14 protein-coding genes are annotated in these 20411 nt (G+C 57.4%); 8 read left to right on the top strand and 6 right to left on the bottom strand.

The features are described from left to right. Position 1: 1 nt before the first annotated feature. Positions 2-2059 (bottom strand): RecQ family ATP-dependent DNA helicase, encoded by a 2058-nt coding sequence (locus PQR32_RS06715; RefSeq protein WP_408223448.1) that lies wholly within the window; start codon positions 2057-2059, stop codon positions 2-4. A gap of 537 nt (positions 2060-2596) precedes the next feature. Here PQR32_RS06715 and PQR32_RS06710 point away from each other — a divergent pair. Then, entirely contained in the window at positions 2597-2857 is a 261-nt protein-coding gene (locus PQR32_RS06710) for a hypothetical protein (RefSeq protein WP_408223446.1), read from the top strand. Position 2858: 1 nt separating this feature from the next. Beyond that, positions 2859-4529: a restriction endonuclease subunit S domain-containing protein gene (locus PQR32_RS06705; protein WP_408223444.1), complete on the top strand. Its 1671-nt coding sequence runs from the start codon at positions 2859-2861 to the stop codon at positions 4527-4529. Between the two features lie 96 nt (positions 4530-4625). Here PQR32_RS06705 and PQR32_RS06700 read toward each other — a convergent pair whose 3' ends face one another. Then, the gene (locus PQR32_RS06700) at positions 4626-5414 is read right to left on the bottom strand and encodes a hypothetical protein (protein WP_408223442.1); all 789 of its coding nucleotides are present in this window, start codon (positions 5412-5414) and stop codon (positions 4626-4628) included. Between the two features lie 377 nt (positions 5415-5791). Continuing rightward, positions 5792-6082 carry a DUF6471 domain-containing protein gene (locus PQR32_RS06695; RefSeq protein WP_408223440.1) on the bottom strand — a complete coding sequence of 97 codons (291 nt, stop codon included), beginning with the start codon at positions 6080-6082 and terminating at the stop codon, positions 5792-5794. Between the two features lie 248 nt (positions 6083-6330). Here PQR32_RS06695 and PQR32_RS06690 point away from each other — a divergent pair, with 248 nt between their 5' ends. The 6 genes from PQR32_RS06690 to PQR32_RS06665 are packed head-to-tail and all read left to right on the top strand — an operon-like array spanning position 6331 to position 13352. Continuing rightward, positions 6331-7101 (top strand): hypothetical protein, encoded by a 771-nt coding sequence (locus PQR32_RS06690; protein WP_408223438.1) that lies wholly within the window; start codon positions 6331-6333, stop codon positions 7099-7101. Beyond that, positions 7098-9131: a TnsB C-terminal domain-containing protein gene (locus PQR32_RS06685; protein ID WP_408223436.1), complete on the top strand. Its 2034-nt coding sequence runs from the start codon at positions 7098-7100 to the stop codon at positions 9129-9131. Before PQR32_RS06690 ends, PQR32_RS06685 begins: the two co-directional genes overlap by 4 nt. Before the next feature lie 59 nt (positions 9132-9190). Continuing rightward, complete coding sequence (locus PQR32_RS06680) at positions 9191-10114, top strand: TniB family NTP-binding protein (RefSeq protein ID WP_408223434.1); 924 nt, start codon at positions 9191-9193, stop codon at positions 10112-10114. Then, entirely contained in the window at positions 10111-11976 is a 1866-nt protein-coding gene (locus PQR32_RS06675) for a TniQ family protein (RefSeq protein WP_408223432.1), read from the top strand. Before PQR32_RS06680 ends, PQR32_RS06675 begins: the two co-directional genes overlap by 4 nt. 10 nt (positions 11977-11986) lie before the next feature. After that, positions 11987-12568: a hypothetical protein gene (locus tag PQR32_RS06670; protein WP_408223430.1), complete on the top strand. Its 582-nt coding sequence runs from the start codon at positions 11987-11989 to the stop codon at positions 12566-12568. After that, complete coding sequence (locus PQR32_RS06665; RefSeq protein ID WP_408223428.1) at positions 12555-13352, top strand: hypothetical protein; 798 nt, start codon at positions 12555-12557, stop codon at positions 13350-13352. The genes PQR32_RS06670 and PQR32_RS06665 overlap by 14 nt, the downstream gene beginning before the upstream one ends. Before the next feature lie 771 nt (positions 13353-14123). Here the strand turns inward: PQR32_RS06665 and PQR32_RS06660 are convergent. The 3 genes from PQR32_RS06660 to PQR32_RS06650 form a co-directional block, all read right to left on the bottom strand. Continuing rightward, a complete protein-coding gene (locus tag PQR32_RS06660) occupies positions 14124-15227 on the bottom strand; it encodes a replication initiation protein (protein ID WP_408223426.1) in 1104 nt (367 codons plus the stop codon). Positions 15228-16126: 899 nt separating this feature from the next. After that, on the bottom strand, positions 16127-16345 hold the full coding sequence (locus PQR32_RS06655) for an AbrB/MazE/SpoVT family DNA-binding domain-containing protein (protein WP_408223424.1): 219 nt from the start codon (positions 16343-16345) through the stop codon (positions 16127-16129). A gap of 304 nt (positions 16346-16649) precedes the next feature. Then, the gene (locus PQR32_RS06650) at positions 16650-20408 is read right to left on the bottom strand and encodes an SNF2-related protein (protein ID WP_408223422.1); all 3759 of its coding nucleotides are present in this window, start codon (positions 20406-20408) and stop codon (positions 16650-16652) included. Between the last annotated feature and the right edge of the window lie 3 nt (positions 20409-20411).

Here is a 20411-nt window from a genome sequence, read left to right as displayed (position 1 = left end):
TTTACTTTGCTGCTGTGGTTGCGAGTGCAAAGGGGAATACGGCAGACGTCCCGGCTTGCCGTAGCAATGCCGCTGCCAGAGTCAATGTCCACGCAGAGTCGACCACGTCATCGATTAGCAAGACAGGCGATTCAGCCCCATCCGGCAGATGAACCTCAAATGCCCCATCTAAGTTGTGGCACTGATGGAAACGGTTTTCCATTCTTTTCTGTGGTTCGGTTTCTCGCGTCTTCTGAATGACCGGCAAAAAGGGAACGCCCAACGCATTAGCCAAGCGCGCCGCAAAATCTGGTACCAACTCAGGATGTCGACGGGACGGAATGCACGTGACCCATTCAATACCTGCGGCTTCGCGCCATCGATTCCGAATCAGGTCGGCGGTTGCATCGACCAATTCGTCGTCGAAGCGACCCTCTGCCTTTCCGCTCGCGACAAGTTCTCCCCACACCGGTTCTCCCCACCGGGAAAGGATGCGCCCGTCTTCGCCTCGGAGGGCCGGTGGAATATTTTGTCTAGACCATCCGTAAGCGACCTCGTAGTCTGGGAGCGCCTCAAGGTCCCATTGCTTCTTTAGCGCCAGTGGCATTTCGCTGTGTCTAACAAATCTTTGCGCAGCAATCTTCGTCGCGCGCTCAATTTCAACGGGAAGCACGGGGTTCCCTAAACAAACTGCACACCGCCCGCAAGCGTTCGCAGCTGGGTCATCCAGCGCGCCAGCCAAGAACCGCATCAGGCAAGACTCGTTTTCCAGATAGTTTTTCATCTGCTCCCATTCAGCTTCTCGCTGATTGGTGAGATGTTCGATACGTCCACGGTCGAACTGGTATGGATTCGCCGTGCGGTACCACGCACCGTCTATACGCATTACTGGAGAACGTGGCTCGACCACGAGGAGCTTTAACACTTTTTCAATCTGAGATTGGCGCAGGTTCACAGCGCGCTCAATTTCACGCACCTTCATGCCATCGTCGGCGTTCTCGAGGGCTTCCAAAACTCGTTCTACCTGCCATTCTGGTGGGAAGGCAGAATCCCTGAAGAATTCGTTGATGGCGTCCTCTTCTTCCCCCGACAACAGAACTCCATAGGCCACCGGGATGGCACGCCCAGCACGACCGACTTGCTGGTAGTAGGCGACGACATTGCCGGGTGTCTGATAGTGGATTACGAAGGTGAGGTCGGGCTTGTCGTAACCCATACCAAGTGCGTTAGTCGCAACTAGGCACTTGATGTCGTTCGTCAGTAGCGCTTGCTCCAAGGCCTGTCGCTCGCCATCCAATTTGCCGGAGTGGTACGCATGCGCGTCGACACCGTTCTGTTGAAGCCACTCTGCGACGCGGTCGGCATCACGAGTCGTCAGCGCGTAAACGATGCCACTGCCGGGCAGTTGAGGAATATGCTCTGCAAGCCACGCCAAGCGGTCGGCAGGGCTATGCAGCTGGATGTTCTGTAGAGCAAGGCTATTACGAATCAAGGGGCCCCGTTGGACAGCGACGGCACCGCCGAGCTGCTCCGCGACGTCCTCCTCCACGCGCCGATTGGCAGTGGCCGTCGTGGCTAGAACGGCGATATTCCCGGGTAATCGAGCCAGCACTTGACCAATGCGGCGATAGTCTGGACGGAAGTCGTGACCCCAGTCAGAGATGCAGTGCGCCTCATCAATTACCAGCAGCGCAATGCGGGCAGCAATTGGTTGCAAGGTCTGCGCTATAAACTCGTCGTTGGCTAGACGCTCCGGGGAAATCAACAGTAGGTCGACACGGTCGGCAAGCAACTCGTTCCGCACGTGGTCCCACTCCTCTCGGTTGGTCGAGTTGACCGTCAATGCCCGTAGACCGAGTCGCTCTGCCGCTTCAATCTGATTGCGCATCAAAGCCAGAAGTGGCGAAATGATGAGAGTAACGCCCGCTCCTTGGTCGCGCATCAGCTTGGCAGAAACGAAATACACCATACTCTTGCCCCAGCCGGTGCGCTGGACGCACAGCACCTTGCCTCGCTGATTGACGATATGGTCAATGGCTTCCCACTGCCCATCCCGAAACTCAACGCCACGGTTGTCCATAGCTACTTGCAAATACTGTAACGCGTTGGCTCTAGTCGCCATGTGCTGCGCCCCGTGAATCCAGCCAGTTGTTTTTTATCCGGTCGCACTTTTGCGGTGCGACGAACCGTGAGCCATACCGCCTTCTAGCTCCGAGCCTATCCCCTCGTGGTTTGACCTGCGTGGTCTGTCGTCAGGAAATTGTTGGTGATTTTATCTTGAATGCCCCCTCGGCTCGCTGAGCGACTTGAGCATAGCGCCTCGAGGCGTCCAAACATACGGTGACCGGTTGATTCCGCCAGTAAAAATCCGTCCAGCCACCGTCGAGGCAACGCGAAGCTCGGTTCCCGGCTGGCATCATTACCGGCGGCCCGTGCGGGGTAATGCCGCACGTCGAACGGGGGGGCTGGTCGTCATGTTCTTGACAGGTTCGCCGAAGCGGGGAGGTGGCGGATTTGGAAGCCATGCCGCATTCAACGGCTGAATCTAACAGATTGCTTTCGCTGGCCTGGGTGTCGCCTTAGCTTGAATTTCCGCTTTCCTTTACGCAAAAGGCGCTTGTCACTCGCCGATAAATCATGTCATGATTTTATGGTCAAAACTCTGAGTCACAAGAAAATGAAAAATCTGACGCGAGAAGAAGAGTCAATTGCGCCCAAGTCGCGCCAGTCCTGGCGGCCGGCTTTCGCTGCTATCGTTACGGCCCTGGCGCTGCACCCGGTGAACTTGCCGCCGATAAAGCTAGATTTGCACGTTACGTTCGATACCCGTCCATACCCCGAAGGAACGGTCAGAAGCCCGCAGATGGAGCGCAACTAAGATGAATCGTCCTTTGAATCCGACCGACGAATTCCGGGACTTTGTGGTGACCCTGCGCGACCACGGTGTTCCTGATGCATATCAGGCTGCATTGTCGATGCTCGCTGGCGTGCAAAGGGGAGATTCGCCTAGGTCGAATGCCGTGTCCGTCCTCCAGGCGGACTTGCGGGCGCTACTAGAACAGACGGCGCCTCACCTTTCTGAAATTCTCGATTGGGTTTCGAGTTCGGACACCGCGAGACGCCGTGGGGAGGCGTTGCTGACGCCGGATATTGCGCAGCTCCTGACGGACCTTGCTATAGAGGGGGCGCATACGCGGGCTGTTGTCCTGCAGGACCCGCTTTGCCTTGTGGCATCTCGATTGAACGGGGCTGGCGTGTCAGTCGAACAGTATTGCTCCGGGTCTGACATTCCGGCGCTATGTGTCGCAATCACCCGTGCCACCACCTGGACCGTCATCGGGGGGGCGGAAAACGTGGTTGGCGTTAAGTCCAATGGATTTTTGCCGTTCGAGCGTGTCTCTAAAGCGGATGTTAGTAACGATGTCGCAATAGCGGCGTTTCCACTTATTCCCGGCGTTTTGGGCGGTGCGCATGCAAAACAGCTTCCTTATGCAGCCAGTGAAGACCTACGCGGGGTTATTTCGGCCGTCGGTTCCAGTATCAAACGGCTAATTGCGCTTGTTCCGAGTTCCATGCTCTATCGTACTGGAAAGGCGGCTGATTTTCGTAATGAGCTTCTCTCATCGGGTCGTGTAGAAGCGGTACTCGAGCTTCCCAATGGCGTGACGCCGCTTGCAACCCACCAGTATTCTGTGCTGATTCTCCGATTCTCTGGAGAGCCATCTGCAGACGCATCCGTGTTCGTCATGACTTTGCCTGAGCGTCCAACTGCGGGCACCAGGGGCCGGGGTCGGAGAATTGAGGTTGAGTCGAGCCGCACTCTTACCCGCAGCATTTTCGATGGCATCGAAGGCCGCATCGAGGATGCTGATAACAGTCGTAGACTGACCAGCGAAGAAATTATGCGCAGTGGCTCGCTTCTCCCACGCATGATACTCACAGGCTCATCGTCCGGCGAGGAAGTGGCCGACAATCGCGTGTCACTGCGTGACCTCGTGCAGATTATTCGTCCATCGTCAGTATCAATGGGCTCGGTTAGATTTGGCGCAAGCCTGAGCACCGAAAGCATAGTCCGCGCGTCGCCGTATGTTCGATTTATCGAAATAACGCCAGACCAGACTTGCGAGACGGAACGTATAAAGACGTCTGAAACAGCTGCCGACCTTCAACCTGGCGACATAGTCATGGTGGCGAAAGGGGCGGTCGGTGCCATGGGGCTCGTGGAGGACGCCTACGGTGGTCCTGTATCCGTGCCGAACTCCTGCCTAATATTGCGTTCGAAATCTGCAAGTTACGCGGAGGCACTGTATCTCTTCTTCAAAAGTCGGACTGGAGCAGAGCGTCTCCGACAAATCGTCACCGGAAGTACGGTTCGTAACATTCGACTTTCTGACCTTGGAGGACTTGTAGTTCCCCTTCCTTCAGCGCGCGCTTGTGCCGCGGCCAAGCATGCACTTCGAGCTATCAACGAAAGGACGGTTGAAATTCAGCGTTTGGAAGAGGAACGTGTTCGAATTTTTGCCGACGCAATCGAAGCGATGTCCGAGTAGCGCAGTTAAGTCCAACTGGTCGCCACGTCGCTGGGGTGCTTTAGAGTCGCACAGTCACGCCAGCAATACTGCTGGCGCGTGATGGGTTCAACTGTCTTACAACAAGTCGAAGGGAGTGAAAACTCCCAACAGTCGCTCTGGAGTGACGCTGTCGACGACGAGCCAGAGCTTCGACGCATTATCTGCCGGAAGCATCGACAGCAATTCGTCGATTTTTGTGTCGGGCGGGACGGTCACTGCGTCGATAAGGTCCAGTTCTGCCGTTTGCAGTTGCCTTGCCGGAAAGCCGACGCGCTCATTTGGCGTTCGTGCAGACCGCAGGTACCGGAGCACACTCGTTTCGGAAAGCAGCGTCCACTTGTCGCCGTTCCACCACGGAAGGTACGAAATTGAATAGGTAAGCATGAGCTGGCGTGCTTGCGCCACGGGCTGCCATCCCTCAACGACGATGGGAGAGCGAACCATAAAGTGGGCGACGATTGCCTCGTCGTCCATGCGTCCGTTTGCCATAAGGGCGTCCTCCAAGCCGAGGCAAAGCTCGTTCGCCTTATGCGTGATGCTGCGAGCGTAAACACCCGTGTGCATCGCGTCGTTACGTGCCCGACGAATTGCCTCGAACAGCGCATCAAACGGCATAAAAAGCTGCGGAAACTGTGCTGGTAGCTCGCTAAAAATTGTTGACTCGTTGGCGAGAATTCTGAGAGCTGTTCGGTAGGTTCCCATCGCCGCGACCTGACCGTGCAGCCGCATACCCAAGCGCTCAATCGCGAAGCAAATCGATTCAAACCCCTCCGCGTCCGCAAGCGTCTCGTAGCGCGCGCTCCTCAACAAGTCTCGGTAGTGGAGCCGCTCGGCGGGCGTTAGGATGACCTGCATCTCGTTCAAGTTTCAACTCCAAGCTCCCGTCGACCAACATGGCCAGCAACTGATGTTGAGCCTCGATGTTATCGGCAGGAAGTGTGTTATCCAGAAGTAAACAGACTCTAAGGGAAATGCTCGGCCGAACGGGTACGCGTATGCTCAGCGGCGTTGATGTTTTCATCGCCGGAGAAATTTTGGCAGCTTGAAAATCCCCCTACTATTGCCTACGGTGGTAAACCCAAGCTGGCGCAATGCCGGCATGCAGCACCAGGAATGCGCCTTTATTAGTCGCGACGACCGCCCGCCAGGTCAGGCCCCCATTTTATGAGAGGGTACAGCGGGAGCGGGCGATGAAACAGGTCTGGCTGCGGGCGGATTCGGTGACGGGGGTAACCAGTCACCTACGCCTCTTTGTTCTGCTCCTGTTTGAACTGATAAAGCGCGATGCTTTCCACACCCATGGCGCGCAGACAGGCTATGAGGAAGGATGCCGAGAAACGCTTTCGGTTAATTTTGCGGTTGAGCTGGTCGGGCGATTCGTAGACGCCCAGCTGTTCGAGCAGCCGGGAAAGTTGCTTGTAGCGGATGCCCCGACGCATCATTTCTTCCTCTATGAGTCCCTTTGCTTCTTCTTCCCACTCGCCATACGGCTCGAGTTGCAGCCGGCTACGCTTGTTCGGCGGTTCTTCCATCGTCCTCTCTCGACTTCATTCAAGCCTGCGCTTCTATGCCGCCGGAATTCTCTCACGACTAATTTCGGTCGTATACGACCGGTCGCTAGGGCCACAGCACTAAACGTTCTCAGCAAGCCATTTTTTTGCGAGAACAGAATGCTGACAATAACGTTACAACTCAAGCCACCCTCCCGACGGGGCGTAGCTGCATCCCGGGTCACTACGCTGACGCACCGCCGGTTGCAGGCTCCGGTCGGAGGTGCGAAATGAGAAGCGCACCGTCGTATGGTGTCCGGAGTCGGCTGAGTGCTGCGAACGCCGGCGTTCGACTCACGGCGCGGACGTACGGCAAGGCCCGCATCGGCACGTATGCCGAAAAGGCCGACGGCCACATCACCGTCGACTCCGACGCGGAGCGCTTGGTAGCGCACATGCTGTGCGTCGACCCGCGTGTGCGCTCTTTCAGGCAGCAACCGTTCACCGTCGACCTGATTGGCGAACGCCTCCTGTTCACGCGCGAAGAACTGTCCGAAGCGCGCAGGTTGCGTGGCGGTCGCGTCGGAGAGGTCGAGTACACGCCAGACTTTGCGACCGTTCAGGCCGACGGGCTGCAGCGCGCATACGAGGTCAAGCTCCAAGGCTTTGAGGGCGATGGCCGGTACTGGAACAAGGTCGAGCGGGCCCGCGAAATCATGGAGGCTTACTGCTATCCGCTGTCCACGGTCGTCGTGCCTGCGAATGAGCGACATCCGGTCCTCGTCAACGCGCAACTATTGAAGCCGGCGATAGCGCGTGCCCGCGAATACCTGACGCCGGACATCATCGACCGGGTCGAAGGCTACTGCGAATCGGGCCCGGTGCTGCAGCGGGCGCTGTGCGCTGACCTCCAGATTCCGACCGGCCTGATTCCTCCACTGCTCGCTACCGGTGTGCTGCAGGCGGACCTGGCGCATCACCAAATCTGCTCCACGCTGGAGCTGTCTGCCGCGTACGGGGACCTCAGCCACCTCTGTCTGATTGAGGGGCTGCGGCCATGATGTCGGACCTGCGCGCCGGAGACACACTCGCGCTGCCCGGCAAACCGGACAGCTTCTTCGAGGTGCTCGACAGTCGCCTGCACGCGGGCTCTATCCAGCTCTTCGATGCTGAGAAACGTGAGGCCCGGTATGTCGAATACGACGACGTCCGCGCGCGAATTTCCGACGGCAGTCTGGTCCTGCATCGCAAAGGCATGCCACGCGTCAGCATTGCCGCCCAGTACGACAATGTGGAATTGCACAGCAGGGTGAGCGTGCTGAACGACACGCTGCGGCGCATAAATGCCATCCGGGACCAACGGGGCCTGTCGTTTAACGCCGCGTTACTTCTGGCTCGGGAAGCCTATCTTATCGAAAACGAAGATAAGCCCCTTGTCCGCCCGTTTCCATCGCGCGCAACCCTGTACCGGGCTCACACGAACCAACTGCTTGGCCTGCCGGTTCTCAAGGGTGACAAAAACAAAGGCAATGCTGATGCCAGGTATTCGGAAGAACTTGTCGAATTTGTCCACGAAGTCATCCAGGAGCGTTTCCTGGTCACGGAATCCAAATGGACGATTCTTGACCTGACGGAATACATCAACCGTGAGGCTCGTCGCCGCTTGCTGCATGTTGTCGGGCATGCCATCAGTCGCAAGTTCGTGCGCGCCAGGATTAATGACCTGACCGTTGATGCCGAATACGACCGGATGGACCCGCTTAATCGGGTCGCAGGCAAATCATTTGCGAAGAATCGTATTCGGGCGCCGTTTCCATTCGCCCGAATTGAGCAGGACGCGGTGCATCTGCCATTCGTTGTAATCACACCCCACGGCATCGCCCGGACCATCTATCTGGTTCTCGCAATTGATGTTTGCACCGGCTATCCGGTGGGATGGCGACTCGTCATCGGTTCGCCGCGCGAGATGGATTCGTTGCTGTGCCTCGAAATGTACCTGACGCCCGCTAAGGCAGCCCGGTTTGCGGAGCTTGGCATCGCTCACGCGCTGAACGTTTATGGCACGGCGGTACAGGTCATTTTCGACAATGGTTCGGAGACAAAAGGTGGCCGAATTGTTCGCCTTCAGCGGTTAGGAATGGATGTCAAGCATTGCAAGGCTAAGGAAGCTCAAGGCAAGCCATTCATCGAACGCCTGAATAAATCCCTCAAGCAAGCACTGCAGCGTCTTTCCGGATGCACGCGCTTCGAAGGGAAGGACGGTGTGCGCGACCCCGTGGCGCTCGGCGACGTGTTGATGACCGATGTCGAGTTGGAGAAGTGGATTGTCAGATGGCTCTATGAGGACTGGGTCAACAGTCCCCTCGACAGGCTGCGTTGGGACGAGCTGCTGGTCGATTCAGTAAAGGGAAAGACACCACTTGAGCGCCTGAGTTACCAGACCGAAGAATTGGGACAGCCCATCACCTTGCCGCCGCCGCGTCGTGAATGGATGGCTGCGCTTTTCGAACACAAGAAGTGCGTACTGAGCGCGAAGACGGGCATCTCGCTGGAGCATGGGTTCAGGTACCGAGGCGAAGCGATGTCGTACCTGCTGGCCAAGTATGGTGACCATGCACAACTCCACATTGTCTACAACCCCGACGATTTCCGTCAGGCATATGTGTACGAGGGCGACGACTTCCCGCTCGTCACGCTGACACACGAACACGTCCGCCCAGACACGCCGGCATGGACCTTCGCGGAAGCCAAAGCCCGATTCGACGCGGGCATGGATGACTGGACAGTTCCGGATGAAAAAGTCCAATTCGAGCGGGACATGGACGAAGCAGTCACCGGAAACAGGATAGGCAGTAAGCGCAAGACCCGCAGCAAACGCGAGGAAAACAACGAAACCGTGCGCCGCGCCAAAGACAGCTCGGCCGTCCAGCGGGCCATCGACCGACCGCTTTCTGCGGCTGCGCCGTTTGGGCCTGCACCTTCAACCAATCCATCGTTGCCGGCCGGCAGTCTTCCGTCCGAAGACATCTCGTACGACAACGCACCTTTGATGAACATTGTGAACAGAACCACTGGAGAAAAACTGCTGTGACGCCAGCTCAACAATTGCGCCGGGACATCGAGACTTGCGAGCTACCGCATCGGACGTTCATGGAGCACCTCACTGCGTTAAAACGGCGCATCGATGATGCCCTCGATGGGTTCGCGCCAAAAATCGTTCGCGTTCCGGGTCCGAGCCGCGCGGGCAAATCATCGCTCATCGCCAGCCTGTCTCGTGACTACCCTGCCAGCCGCATTGACGGACGACGCCATGTGCCCGTACTGGTTGTTAATGTGCCCCCCTCCGCAACGGCCAAACTGCTTCCCAAAAGTGTGCTGGGCGCGTTGGGCATAAAGGTTTCCCGCAGCATGACGGCGGGCGCGATGTTTGACTGGATGGTGGAACAGCTTCGCCTGGCCGGCACACGCGTCGTGATTTTCGATGAAATTTCGCACCTTGTTGATGAGGGGTCACGGGTGCCACCACGCGCAGCAAGCGACTGGCTCAAGACGCTTTCGGACACGCTCAGTATGACGCTGATTCTCTTCGGCATTCCGCGGCTTGAACGGCTTTTCACGGCAAATGAACAACTGCGTAGCCGCGCTTGTCCCCCGCGCAACTTTCTGCCGTACGACGCAACCGACGCTGACCAGATGGTCGCCTTCGTCTCGTGCGTCACCAACTACGCACGCCTGTTTTCGGCAGCGGGCTATCCGATTGACGTACCTCCACGCGTGCTGACGCAGCAATGCTATTTACTCACGGGCGGCCTGATTGGGGTGCTCGCTGACTTCATGCGTGAGCTGGCCAACGTGATGGCAAATGAAGCGCCGCGCGCGATTACATACGCAGACTGTCAGAAGGCGATTGAATCTGTCAGCCATGCGGGGTCCCCACACAGACTGGCGTTCCAAGATGCTGGCAGCGAAGGCGCCAGCGTGGAACCGGCGGCGCTGAAGCAGGCATACGTTCATGTGATGACCAGCAACGCGGCGTCCGTACCAGTTCGAAAAAAATCAGGAGATAAACAATGAGCCTCGTTCTTGCCTACGCGCCCAAGGACGACGAGTCCGGGATGGGCTACTACCGACGCCTTGCTGCAGACAATGCGCTTTTCAACTGGCGCGACCTGGCAAGTACGGCGGGTGTCGAGCGTAACCGCCGTGCCTTGCTCACACGCACGGAAGACGTAGCCCGTAACCTCGACGTGGAACAGGCGTGGACCGAATTTACCCTGCAGCAGGAAAATCTCTGCCAGGGTTGGGGGCGTCTGCACCGTGTGCAATCTGACGCTGTGTGCCCTGCGTGTCTTGCTGCATCGCCTTACCTTCGACACCACTGGCAACACGCCTATGTCACGGCATGTGCGCGTCACCAAATCCGCTTGGTCGACCAGTGCAATGCGTGCGGGAATCACCTGTCGCCGGAGCGTCTCTACATTGGATTGTGCTCTTGTGGCCACGACCTGAGCAGCCTGCCGCGTGTGCCGGCAACGCGGGCGCAGCAGTGGCTGTCGACGCTGATTGCGAGCAATGGGCAGCAGTCTGGCAGCATGAAGCCGCCTCTCCACGGCGTGGACGTCAAGGTGCTGGAGAAGGTCATCCGTACGCTTTGCCAATATTCGGACCCGACGCGCCCAGGGTTGCCGCGCAGCGCGGCGTTGCCGAAACTCGTAAACGATGCCGTCGAATTTCTCTCGCCACTCGAAGCGTTACTGGCCGACTGGCCGACGGGTTTCCGGAATCACGTTGAGCAACGCATTGCCGCCGGTCGCAAGGATGCCCGCACGCTGAACACGCTGCTCGGCGACTGGTACATCACTTTACGCAAGGTCTGCCAGGGTACCGCGCTCGAGCCTTTGCTTCAAATCATCATCGACGTCGCGGCCCGGAAATCCGACTGTGTCCTGGGCCTGGATTCGGCCAAAGAAATGGCCGAGGATTCGACTGGATACATACGCGCCCCGGATGCTGCGAAGGCTATTGGTGTCAGCGTTTCGCGTCTGCATGACTCGATTTCTGCAGGTGATTGCGAACACCGCACACGACGTACCGGCACGCGTGGTCAACTGTTCGAAATTCCGTGTGCAGAGATTGAGCGCATCCAGGGACAACGCGCCGGATGGATTTCCGACGTCGTTGCCTGCGAACTTGCGTGCGTTACACCCGTCGTGCTCGAACGCATGAAAGCGGCCGGCGTAATCCAGTCGGATGTCCGCTGGCGCGAAGACCTGATGAAGGGTGGGCCAGTTAACCGCCAGTCCATCCTGGATTTATATGAGAGTGTGCAACGGTTGGCTCAGCCCGCGTCAGCGGCCGACGATGCGACGCTCACCTGGGCGGAATTGACCAGTCGGCGGATGGGTGACCGACGGGCCATCGAGTCGCTGATGCAGTCCATCGCAAGCGGCAAGGTCAAAGCCGTTGGTCGCGCTCGGACATTGGGCGAAATATCCTTTCTGAGAGCAGAGGTGTCTCAGCATTTCGGGACGCCGCTGCTCGAGGCCGGTATGTCGATTCAGCAGTTGGCCAGAGCGACCGGGTGGAAGTGGGAAAGCATCAAGCACTGGATTGACGAAGGTCTGCTGGATTCACATTCGATTGTGCTGCGCGGACAGAAATGTCAAGTCGTGCTGCCACAGCACCTGCTCGTGTTCCGACAAACCTTCATGCCCCTTGCCGACCTGGCTCGTAGCATGGGTACCAAGTCATCGGCGCTGTCGAGACTTTTATCAGGCATCGAGCTCGTCGGTGCGCAGACGCTTTCCAATGGGACGGCGCGCGGCGGTCTGGTGCGAATCAGTGACCTGTGCCGGCTGGCAGTCATCGGCGCAAAGGCGGGTCGCGACCTGTTCGTATCTGCATCGATGCAAGACGACGCAGTACATAGCGATTGAGGGGCATGCAATGGCGCAGCGGCAGCCGTACATTCTCAGCAAGCTTTACAGGCCTCGAACGGGAAGGGCGCGTCAGGTATTCGCACTGTCAAGGCCGGATGCGGAAAAACTTCAGCAGCTTTCGTCGATTACCGTCATCTCAGTAACCGCGCCGGAGCGTCGTCCTGCCAACATTGGCGAGTTCACCCAGGTGCTGCGTCTGAGCTTCGCCGACGTCGACTTCCTCGACCCGGACCTGCCGGACCGAGTGAGGAGCAAATTCGCCGAGGTGTTTGCGCAGGGGCAAGTCCGGGCCATTCGTGTTTTCGTGGAATCGCGGCCAGCCGAAGTTGCTTCTTCAGCCAATCATTGCGAGCGAGACCGGGCGCGAAGAGTCGAGGCCGTCATCGTTATATTGCGCGGCGGTTCTGCGCTTGGGTCAATCGCGCATCAGTCGACGCGGAGCGCCAATTTTTCAAACGCTGTAAAGCCCGGCCACGCCCGGTGTGCTATGCAGCTTCAACGTGCCGTCCCGGTATGCTCTTTTCGAGAAACGGCAAGGACGGACCTGAGGCCGTCAACAATCGGAGGGTTTCGATATGTCACGCGCTAAGCCAGCACCGCTCAACGTTTTCGTCATCGACGAACTGCGCGAGTTCAGACGTTTGATAGGCGAAGGTCGACTCCTATCGGAAGCCGACTTTCGACGGAAGCGCATGGTCGCACCGAACCGACTTGCGCGCTTGAAAGCGAGTGGAAGTGTGTTTTCGGTCGATGTGGATGGGTCTGCGTTCTATCCAACGTTTTTTATTGACCCGACCTACAATCGACGACGTCTTGAGCGCATATGTCGCATGCTGTGGCCCGCACCTCCGAATGAACGCATATTCTTTCTTACCCAGCGCAGTGGCGCACTCGGTGCGATTACGCCGCTCCAGGCGTTAGCCGAAGACGAAAACTACAAGCGTTTGCTGGTTTTGGCGCACGGCTGGGCCTCTGAATACTCCAGAACCGTCGTAACAATCCATGACGGCAAGTTTTCCGCAAAGGCAAAGCTTCCACTCGTGTGCACTGGAGTCGACGAAATCGACCCCCGCGTAAATATCTTTTTGCGCGCTCGCAATGCCCTGCACGATGGAGGCAACCTTTCTCCAGAGCGGCAATACCCGCCTTATCCCAGGCTGCGCGCGGCGACGGTGTTCATCACATGCGAGACGTTGCCGGGAACGAAAACAGACCGCGAGGCGAGGCTTGATGTAAGGGTCGCACGGGGTCAAGCGTACAGCACTGCGTTGTTTGAGAGCGGAATAGGCCAAGATATGGCGCCGGTGATTGTCAGCGACGATGACGACATAGTGACCGTTGTGCGCAAAGTTCTCGATTCGAACCGCCGATGAGCTGGATGGTCATCCGGGACGACGCGATGCAGGACGGCGGATTTCGGCCGCCGACATGGTCGGGCCGGGCAGCGTTCAGCCGGCCGCTGTCAGTACGCTTGAAATAGCAGGCAAAAAATTGCCCTTTATAGCGGGTTTGGCCATTTAATCGGCAAAAAGCTGCCTGTAATAAATGAGACGCGTGAACCTGGGTCACGCACGATGGGAAGAGCTAATGGTGCGCAATAGGACCGTCGAAGAATGGGAAGTCGAACTAGGCGAGAGCTTGAGAACGCTGCGACTCCACCGTAATCTTGACCAGGCGACACTCGCCGGGCGGGCAGGCATTAGCGTGCGTTCCTTCCCTGCGGAACCTCGAAAGCGGCAATGGCTCTTCTCTGCGTACGCTTGTACAAGTCGTACGAACACTAGGACGTGAATCCTGGCTCGAAACGATTGCACCCGTGCCAACCATCAACCCGCTGATGGTGACCCGAAACGCGATTCCTAGGCAACGCGCCAGCAGGCCTCGGAAAAAGCGGTCTCCATAAACCGCGCGAAAGCGCACGGTTTCAGACTGACCGACGTACGTAACAATTTTAATCGGCATGGAACATGAACACGCTGGCGTGGTATCAGAATGCGAATTCGACTTGTCATCTTGTGTCATTGCGCAAGCGCACTCATTCACCCGCAGACCAGGTTGTGGCGAGAAAAGCAATCACTCGTCCGAACCTTCCGCATGCGCCTTTGTTTTTCGGTGGCCATGCATGGCGCGCCTTCCCCGTTATGTCAGTCGACCTGGCTAACGCGCCATTCAGAACGTGTGACAAGAATCTGCATCCCGTCTTTGGAAAAGTGATAGGCCGTGACGCGACAACTGCTCGGCGTCTTTGGGTCCTTCAGTCTTTCGAGAGCGCGAATGAGGCTAGCCTTGAAATTGCGCGGGTGAGACTCGTAACCGGAGAGCCTGTATAAGGTTTTAACCGGCAACCACTGCGGGCCAGCGTGGCCTGCATAGAAGCTTGCGAGCCACCCCCGCAGCCCGTCATAGTTGACCGCTTCATTATCGACAGCGGTCCAGGCGCCTGGCCCAAAGAGTTCGGCAACGGAAGCGGTCACGCGAAGCAGCAGAGCATCGCTCGCCTTGAAATTTCCGTCGTCGCCGCCGTCCTCGAACGTCACGGACAGAAGCTTCGGTGCTTCGATATTCAGGCGGTTGTAGCGCAAGCGCAGTTGAGCAAAGCTTAAACGAAGCAGGCTCGCCCGAACGGCCTTATGCGCCTTTACGCTGTATTCGTTTCCCATGCGACGGGTGAACTCATAGAAGGTCGTCTGTTTGTGCCGGGAACTATCCTCGGGGCAAAGCGGTGTCTCCCGATAGTAGTCGAGACAGGTGGTATAAACGGACCTGTCAAACTGACACAACTCGTATCCGCTGAGAGTCAGAGTCATATTCTGAAACGAGCCAATTTCCTTTTCCGCGACGAGCATTTTCGGGTCGCCCACCAGCAGGCTCGCGTTGTCGGCCTGCACGCTTCGTCCGACAGAAAACAGCGCCGACCGAAGAAATGCATTCGGCAACGCGCGTGCCATCGACGACCAGGCCGGCAGGAACACATCGGCGCCGCGGCGGGTTGCTTGTCGTCGCCTCGCGGTTCGAACCTCCTCGGTCGTCGCATTTGATGGAAGGATGGCAATCGCTGGCTCGATGAGTGTCGCCCCGGCACGACGTTCGAGTCCGTCGGCGAAACGGTCAATTTGTTCCGCCGCATCGAAAACTGTATTTTGTTCGTCGGGCGAGGTGGTCAGTGCCACTGCGGCTGTGCGGCTCGCGAGTTCGCGTAGCTCAGCGACCTTGTTGCCGACTTCTTTTGATATGCGCAACCTAGTCATGGTGCGGCTCCGTGAGACGGATGGCGCGCTCAGTTGCTGCCCGCAGCACCACTGTGTCAATGAGGCCCGACTGCGCAGAATGAATAGGGAGCGCATCCCGGAGAGGGTGGCTGTCAGGCGAGGCGGGCTGGCAGATAGCGGCCGCGTGAACGGACGTTGATGAGGTGGCCATGAAAACATTTGCGAGTTGGAGATATATCGGTATATGTGCAAACGATGGCCGTCTAATGCGCAATATTGGCGGCGCGGGACCATATCCCGAAATATCAAAGCAAAGCAGCGTAGTTATTCCTTTCCGGGCTTGCTCTGCTACAACTTGTACTCCGCATCGGTGGCGCTTGTACCGCACATCGCCCGAACTTGTACTCCACATCGCAATAACTTGTACTCCACATCGCTGTCCGGAAAATCAACAAGAGAACGGCCGGCGGCTCACGGCATTATTGTGAGCGCATGCCTTGCCTAGTATTTGTAGACTCAGTAATCAATGTAGCCGAGCTAGCAGGGCTGGAACTGGCGAACCTCACTAAAGCGTGGTTTTCGATGCCTCGCGAGTGCGCTAACACAACTGACCAAAAATTGGTTGAGTTCGGGTTGCGCGACACCGGCAGACGACCAGAGAAATAGCCGCGCGTGACATATTTCTGGGTGGACGTTGATGGCAAACGCCTTTCCTTGGCCAGCCAGTCGCACCGAACATCACGCGTTTTTTCTTGCGGCCCTGTTGTCACATGCGGGCAACCAGGCGGTCGAAGTGAATGCAGTTGGATGTCGACAGCACAAGGCTCGCAACCTGCACCTGGCCGAGCAGCGCGCGATGGGTACCAATTGCGCGTAGAGCCGCTCGTCAGGCTGGTCGAGTCCGTACGCGCGAAGGGACTTTCCCATCGGATGCGGCATCATCTGCGCCACGGACTCATGTCGTCAACCTCGACATGCTTGTCAGTTTTCAACGACCCTGCGAGGTCCAGCACAGACCTTGTTTTTGCCCGCACAATGACGTCACCGTCTGGTGTGACGTGCCACTTAAGCCGCGTGCCAGGCAGGGCGCGGAGAGCCGCTCTCACTTTCGCCGGAATAGTAGTCTGCCCCTTTGACGTCACCGTTGATTTAGCCATGACTTCGTCCCCCGCGTTCTGCGTATGGTACGCAACCACTTGCCGGTTGCTCTACGACCCAAGTGCGACCTGAGATTATTTCGTGAGGTACGCTTCGTGGGTAAATACCCAGACCGAGCGAGGCCGTCCGCATTTACCTCAGGGGCTCATCGCTGACGCCGCCCGGCCGCTACGACGGCAGGCGATGAGTCAATATATGGCACAGCGTTGCTCATGCATATTTACCCGACGACCGACCGACAAACGGCAACGACCTTGCACGTCATACTTGCGACAACATCATCTCCCCATTCGTCTTGTTGATTTAATCCGTAAGGTCCGCCGATTGCCATTCGGCAAACAACATCCGTTCGACCTCGAGCATCGTCGTTTCGTGCGCTTGAAGCAGCTCGCCGAGATGCTTCTGGTCAAGCAACTCGACAGAGTTTAAGGTCGCATTCTCCTGTGCCTGCGAATTGAAGAATTGATTTGTAACGCAGACCTTTTCAAACGACACGCTCGGGTGCCGACGCCGGTAGAACGCTTCGCCCGCGACGACCTCCTTGACGGCGTCCCATCCCAGTTTCGTGCCATCGATTCCGCTGGTCTTTGCCTGAATGAGCTGACCCCGATTGCCATCGATGGCCACGACGTCGACGCCGTTATCATTCGTACCCGGCGTCCGATAACAGTCGTACCCACGCTTGTGCCAAAGTGTGCCGACAAGACATTCGAAGTGTTGCCAGCCCATGCGCAACGCCATATCCAGAGTGATTCGTTCATCCAGGTCGTTGCTCTGCGAATGCGGTACAACGTCTGCGATATTGAAGTCTCCCGGCGCCACGTCCCCGGCGCCGTTGAGCATGTCCTCTGATAGCCCTCTCTTGTGAGCAAGCAACTGGTCGAGCTTGACGTCGAAAGTCGTAAAATCGTCCGCCCAAACAGTTGGATAGTAGACGTAGACCGGCTTCTTCTGATTGATACGGTACGCGCGGTCAGTGGCTTGGTCCTCTTTGGCCGGATTCCAGGTGCGCGAGTAATGAATTACGTGGTTCGCCGCCTGAATGTTCACGCCGAATCCGACGGCCACCGGCGATAGCACAAGAACACCGAAACCGGGCGCGTCCTGAAAGGCCTTGATTCTCTTTTGCCGACTGGCGACGTGACTCGACGACGCACTCGTGTCTCCGTTAATGATGTCGGGACGAAACCCGAGCTCGGCTTCGATATAGTGCTGCAGAAGACGTTGAATCTCCCGGAACTCGCAAAAGACGATTACCTTTTCACCTTTCGCTCTGATTTCGGTGAGCTGCCTGAGCAGCCAATCGAGCTTTGGAGATTTCGCGCGATATTCGCCCAATGGCTCCGGCTTGAACACGCTCAGACCATGCACTCTCGGGTCGGTACATACCAGCCTGAGATAGTGCAGCAAGCCAAGGTGATTTTTGAACGGCGACGTATGGTCGGGCTCTTTACGTCGTTTGAAGCCATCCACCGCCTTTGCGTAGAGGTTGCGCTGAACGCCAGAAATTGAGAGCCGCCGACAATCTTCAACTACGATTTTCGGAGGCAGTCCCGTATCGACCTCGGTCTTCAGACGTCGGAGAATCTGGGGTGAAATGCGAGCCCGCAATTCGTCGACGCGAGATTTTTCTTCGTCTGTCTTCGCCTCAATTGGCTTTCGGTAACGCTCACCAAAATCGTTCAGGGCACCCAACAACCCTGGCTGCACGTAGTCGAAGAGACACCACATATCGGCGAGTGTGTTCTCTACCGGGGTTCCAGTGCATGCAATCCTGAATGCGACATTCTGCTTCTTTGCGGCCCGGGTCACCATTGCGGCTGGGTTCTTGATGCGTTGTGCTTCGTCGCAAACCATCAATGACCACTTTTGTGCCGCGAACGAAAACTCCAGGTCCCGCAACGTTTCGTATGTCGTCAATACGACCTTCGCATCGCCAATCCAGTTGGGCTTCAAAAACTTGACCAGACCATCCTCAGCTTGCAGCCGCTGGTCTATCTGGCTACGCGGTACGCGAAACTCGGCAAGACTGTCGCCGTAGGCAGTCAGCAGGGGCAATGCGCCAGGCTGAAAGAACTTGTCAGCCTCTTCGGCCCAGTTTTCCAAAAGCGAAACCGGCGCGACCACCAGCATAGGATTTATGGTGGGCTCCTGCTCCAGCAGCCAGGCCATGAGCGCCAGCAACTGAAAGGTCTTGCCGAGTCCCATGTCATCCGCGAGGATTGCGCCGCGAACCTGGTAGTCAGTCTGCAAACTGAATAAGTGCTGCATCCAGGCGAGGCCCGTCTGCTGGTGAGGCAGCAGGGCGAATCCGGGCCGGATGCTTAGAGGTAGTTTGGGGCGCGCGGGGACCGCCTGCAGCGCCTCACGGCGCAGTTCTTCGTATTCCAGTGCCTGAATGTTTGCACGCAAAACGAGCTGCTTCTTGGGTCCGCGTTCGCTGGGTGGTTTGCGTACATTTGCAGGGTCAAACGGCTTGCCCGATTCCAAATCGGAAAAGACGCTCTCAAACGTAGAAATGATTTCCTTGGCGTCGGAAACCGAAATAGGGTCCTTGAGCCAGGGGACGTCGAGCCGCGCCACGCCTTTCGAATCGGCTGCCTCTACCTCGTTCTTGAGTTTTTCAATGGCCAGCTTGTTGGTGGGCACGGCCACCGGCTCGCCGCCATCCTTCGACTGATAAACAATGACAGGCAGGATGTTGTCGGGAAACCATCCCTCACCTTCGTCTTTCTTCGCGATGTACGGAGAGTGGTATGGCTTTTCCACGCCAATGGCTTCTATGCGTGCCGAGTAGCCTCCCAGGTCATGGACCTGAGCATAGGAAACCATCGTCGGAGGCGTACGACGTTGAGACAGTGCGGCCGACAATTCTTTTAGTTGCTGCTCTGAATCTCCCTGCAGAGCAAGGTCGTAGCCCTGCCAGGCGAGCAGTTGGTGTCCAAGTGCCAAAGACCTGGAGAGGGCAGTGACGAACGTGTAAAGTTCGTCGTCGTCGAGCCAATGCGTCTTCGAGGAAGTCGGTCCGCTCGCTGACGCCGTTTCGATAAGCAAGCCGACGCGAAGTGGATAGCCTGCAGCGTTTCGCTCGAAAGTCGGTACAAAGCGCTCGTAGTCAAGGCCGGCGTCTTCACGGGCGCGCTCGAACTGAGACTCTTCGATGACATCATTGGCATCGGCGCCCAGTGCCGCGTAGGGATTGAGCAGGAACGCCTGAGCCCTTGACCCTGCCACGCGTCGTCCGGGCAAGCGCTTGATTTCGCGAAGCACGGTCTTTACCTTCGGCGTCACCAGAACCTGAACAATTCCCTCCCGGGTGGTGATGTCATACCGGTCGCGAATCTCCCGCACTCTGTCGAAAGCATCGAGCCAATCGGCAGGCGCTCCTTCGAATCCAGGTTCGATTTCAATGACGTGGTCATCCACCACATGGGACGACTTTCTAAGGCCGATGTTGAGCTGTTCCGGACTCAGCACCACCGAGCGATACAGAAAATCATCAAGCCGTGTCTCAGCTTCGAGTGCGAGCTTTCGAATCCGTCCCCAACCTTGGCGATTGCTCAAATCCGAGCGGTCCTCATCACTGCGGCGCGAGAACGCGACCACCGCACTGAGAAGTTTCCATTGCGCCGGGCGCATCAGCGCCTCTGCAGTGCCTTCCGCCATCATGGGTCCGGTGATGGTGCCGCGAAATTCACGACCGCCATCAACGTGCCATCCATCTATCGCAATAGCGAATTCGCGGTCAGCCAATGAGTGGACGCTGCGCAGAGAGGGACGCGTATCTGTGAATGCCGGGATTCGAAGCACGTCTCGCAACTGCGAGTAGTCGGGGCGCTCGAGAGTGTCATACAGAGACTCCCAATCGAGCAGAAATCCGTCTTCCAGCGGACTCACCAGACCGTCATCTGCGAGTTGCGTGAGGTAAGCCTCTATGAGAGTTCCGTCGACGGAGGCGCCGGATTTTTCAACTCGACGAGTCAGAACAATGCCCAGGTCGGACCAGCGCCGATTCCAGGATGCAGCGTCTCGCTCTTTTGCCTGCTTGAATAGCTTGAACACTAT

The sequence above is a fragment of the Paraburkholderia dipogonis genome, from assembly GCF_046027395.1.
In the GTDB taxonomy this organism is placed as follows: domain Bacteria; phylum Pseudomonadota; class Gammaproteobacteria; order Burkholderiales; family Burkholderiaceae; genus Paraburkholderia; species Paraburkholderia dipogonis_A.
This window is presented reverse-complemented; position numbering and strand designations above follow the sequence as displayed.